The 3,405-nt window shown below is 69.9% G+C and carries 4 protein-coding genes and 1 pseudogene; 4 read left to right on the top strand and 1 reads right to left on the bottom strand.

The window, feature by feature from the left end; genetic code table 11:
- Window positions 1-228: 228 nt before the first annotated feature.
- A pseudogene (locus VXC91_RS43745) lies at window positions 229-645 on the top strand (carbonic anhydrase); the annotation flags it as partial.
- A 31-nt stretch (window positions 646-676) separates the two neighbouring features.
- Window positions 677-964, top strand: coding sequence for a hypothetical protein (locus VXC91_RS43740; RefSeq protein WP_329512914.1), 288 nt, complete (start codon window positions 677-679; stop codon window positions 962-964).
- Between the two features lie 24 nt (window positions 965-988).
- Here VXC91_RS43740 and VXC91_RS43735 read toward each other — a convergent pair whose 3' ends face one another.
- Window positions 989-2,221: an FAD-dependent oxidoreductase gene (locus tag VXC91_RS43735; protein ID WP_329512913.1), complete on the bottom strand. Its 1,233-nt coding sequence runs from the start codon at window positions 2,219-2,221 to the stop codon at window positions 989-991.
- A 339-nt stretch (window positions 2,222-2,560) separates the two neighbouring features.
- Here VXC91_RS43735 and VXC91_RS43730 point away from each other — a divergent pair, with 339 nt between their 5' ends.
- Together VXC91_RS43730 and VXC91_RS43725 are read left to right on the top strand one after the other, a co-directional pair.
- Window positions 2,561-3,196, top strand: coding sequence for a ParA family protein (locus tag VXC91_RS43730; RefSeq protein ID WP_329512912.1), 636 nt, complete (start codon window positions 2,561-2,563; stop codon window positions 3,194-3,196).
- Window positions 3,193-3,405 (top strand): hypothetical protein, encoded by a 213-nt coding sequence (locus VXC91_RS43725; RefSeq protein WP_329512911.1) that lies wholly within the window; start codon window positions 3,193-3,195, stop codon window positions 3,403-3,405. The genes VXC91_RS43730 and VXC91_RS43725 overlap by 4 nt, the downstream gene beginning before the upstream one ends.

Raw genomic sequence — 3,405 nt, 5'->3', positions numbered from 1 at the left:
GCTGAGCAACGCACCGACCTCGGCCGCCATGCGCGGACGAAGTCGCCGTGCGACTGATCCACACGATCTTCGCCGTTGTCGGCAGGGCCGCCGTCGGACTCCTGCGCCGTTGGTGGCAAAGCGTCCCATGCTCGCCTGTGCCTACCGTCCGGTTCGCCCGGCACGCTGAACAATCCTCCCCGGCCATGTCGTAGGGGACGCGTCTGGGCAAGCCGAGGAGAACGGCCGATGGACACAGCGGGACAGCCGGATCGCAGAACTCTGCTGGGCAGCGGGCTCGCGGTCGCCGCGGTCGGGCTTGCGGGGTGCTCATGGAGGAGCGCCGCCCCGCTGGCCGCCGCCGCTTCGTCGGACGCGCGACCGGCCACGCCCGCCGAGGCGTTCGCGCGACTCGTGGACGGCAATGAGCGCTGGGTCCGTGGAGACCTTCGGCATCCCGACCGGGATCCCACCCGACGCGAGTTCGTGGCTCAGGGGCAGGAGCCCTTCGGGTCGATCCTCGCGTGCATCGACTCCCGTGTGCCGCCTGAACTCCTCTTCGACACCGGACTGGGAGACCTCTTTGTGATGCGCACAGGCGGGGAGGCGGTCGGTCCGGTGGTCACGGGTTCCGTGGAGTACGGGCCCATGACGAGCGGTACTCCGCTCATCGTGGTGCTCGGGCATCAGCGTTGCGGTGCCGTCGAGGCGGCGTACAAGGTCCATCCGGGACGGCAAACCGCTGCCCGGCAATCTGGCGGCGATCGCCAAGGCACTGCGACCCGCCTACGAGCAGGCAGCCCGGGACGGCGGTCCCGACCCGGTCGAGACCATGGCCCGGGCCCAGGTCACGCTGACCGCGGCCGCATTGCGGTTCAACCAGGACCTGGCCCCACTCGTGGGCAAGGGCGCGCTTGCCGTGGTCGGCGCCTATTACTCGCTCGACACCGGCAAGGTGGAAGTCCTGGCCGGCGCCCCGTCCTGAACGAAGCCGACCGCCGCCGGCAGCTCACCGCACCGACTGCGCAGGCGGACGTTCGCGCAGGGCGCCGTAACCGATGAAGTACGCCGGCACACGCCTGAGCCACGGTGACGTGGTGAGCAGTTCACTCACCCGCTCCGCCAGCCCGGCGTGGTCGAAGGGCGGGCGTCCCGCGAGCAGAGGGGCGATGACCCGTGCGTGAGCGAGCCGCTGCAGCGCCTGCGTCACCACCGTGGTCGGCCACCGGCGCCGTTGGACGCCGCGTACGTCCCGAAGTCCGACCTCACCCCTGAGCAGCGGATCGACGAGATGGCGCGCGGCGGCCACCGCGTCCTCGACGGCGAGATTGATGCCGATGCCGAAGACCGGTGACATCGCGTGTGCCGCGTCACCGATGCACAGAAGTCCCGGGCGGTGCCAGCGCCGGAGGCGGTTGAGACGTACGTCGAGCATCTTCACCTCGTCCCACGACCGCAGCGCGTGCGTCCGGTCGCCGAGCCAGGGCACGGCAGCGGAGAACTCGCCCATGAACCGTTCGAGACCGGCGGCACGGCGCTCGGAGTCGGTCCCCTTCGGGATCAGCGCGGCGCACTGCCAGTACTCCCCGCGGTCGATCATGGCGGTCAGGAACCGGTCACCCGCGCCCCCCACCAGCCCATGTGGGTCACCTTCCCGTCGCGGCAGGCGGAACCACCAGGCATCCATGGGACAGGTGAACTCCCGCAACCCCAGCTCGGGCCGAGATCGTGCCAGCGAGCCCCGACCGTCGCAGGCCACGGTGAGGGTGGCCCGCAGTGCGCCGGTGCGGCCGTCGGAGGTGCGGTAGCGCACCCCGGTCACCCGTCCGCGCTCCACCAGGAAGGAGGTCGCCTCGGTGTTCATCCGCAGCGAGAAGGACGGCTCCTTCTGCGCCTCGTCGGCGAGAAGGTCCAGCAGATCCCACTGAGGCACCATCGCCACGTAGTTGTACGGACCCGGCAGCGTGCTGATGTCGGAGACGGCGATCAGCGAATCGTCGGCGCCGAGCGGCAGTTGGACCGCGGTCACCCGGCGCTGTGGCAGTCGGGCGAAGCGCTCGGCCAGGCCCAGGTCGTCCAGCAGTGCCAGGGTGGAGGGGTGCACTGTGTCGCCGCGGAAGTCGCGCAGGAAGTCGGCGTGCTTCTCCAGGACGGTGACCGTGACCCCGGCCCGGGCGAGCAGCAGACCGAGGATCATGCCCGCGGGGCCGCCACCCACCACGCAGCACGTCGTCCGCTCCATCACAGCCGCCCCTTCCCTTCGATGACACCTGCGAAGCACGCCACTTCGACGTATACCCTGCCCGGGCAGCGACGTCATGAGGCAGGCCGGCACAGTGGCTGCGCGCGGCCGGTCGTCCGGTGCCTGAGGTCCGACGACGCCCTCCTGCCCATGGCAAGCGGTGTCGATGCCGAAGGCCCGGTCGCGGTGCCGTGCCCGCCGTTCCTCAAGGTCCTTCGCGAGCCGGCCGCCTCCGCGCTCGCCCATACGGATGATCGACCGGCGCCGCAGGGTGAACCACGGGGCTGTGCGTCCCGCGCCGCGGCAACCGGCGGCTCGCGCCCATTAGCGTTCACTCTCGTGTCGCTGAGCTATGCCTTTGTGAATCTGAAGCCCGGAGTGGGAAAGACGACCAGCGCGGTCTGGTTGGCTCACGCACTTCATGAGTCCGGTCTGCCACCGCTCCTGGTCGACAGTGATCCCGCGTCCTCCGCACTGCGCTGGAGCGAATTGGCAGGCGGCTTCCCGTTTCCTGTGATCGCCCTCCCCGTGGGTGACGTGCACCGACGCGTGTACGACTTCCTCGGCAACCGCCAGGCCGTGGTCTTCGACGCCCCGCAGATGGAGGACCACGCGCACATCACCCGGAGCATCATGAGGTACGCGAGCGAGTGGATCGTACCGGTGACCCCGGCCCCCATCGAGCTGGATCGCATGGCGCCGATCGGCGGCGAAATGGGTGACGTACAGTCGTTGCGGGCCCGGCCCGCGCGCGCCGCTGTGCTGCTGAACCGCACCAATCGTGCCGACGCCACGCGCACCGGTCCCGATGCCGACGCCCGGGAAGCCCTCACCGAGCGGGGATTCGACGTGCTGGCCACCCACATTCCGCGACTCGACCTGTACGCCCAGTCGTTCGGCAGCCCGGTCGAGGTCAAGGGCTCGGCGTACATGGACCTCGCAGACGAACTCATCAAGCGTCAGGACAAGGCGTGAACCAGCGCAAGGACACCTACCGAGCCGCATTGCAGCGGGGACCGGACACCACCGCACCACGTCCCGCCAAGGTCGCTCAACTGCACACCCGGTACGTCCGGGTGACCATCGAACTCGACGCCGCTTTGCCACGGGACCTGCTGCGGTGGATGGAGTCACCGGTGTCCGCGATCGTGCGCGCCGGGGCCGCCGTACTGCAGCGTCTCTGA

Origin of the sequence: Streptomyces chiangmaiensis (genome assembly GCF_036281785.1) — a bacterium.
In the GTDB taxonomy this organism is placed as follows: domain Bacteria; phylum Actinomycetota; class Actinomycetes; order Streptomycetales; family Streptomycetaceae; genus Streptomyces; species Streptomyces chiangmaiensis.
This window is presented reverse-complemented; position numbering and strand designations above follow the sequence as displayed.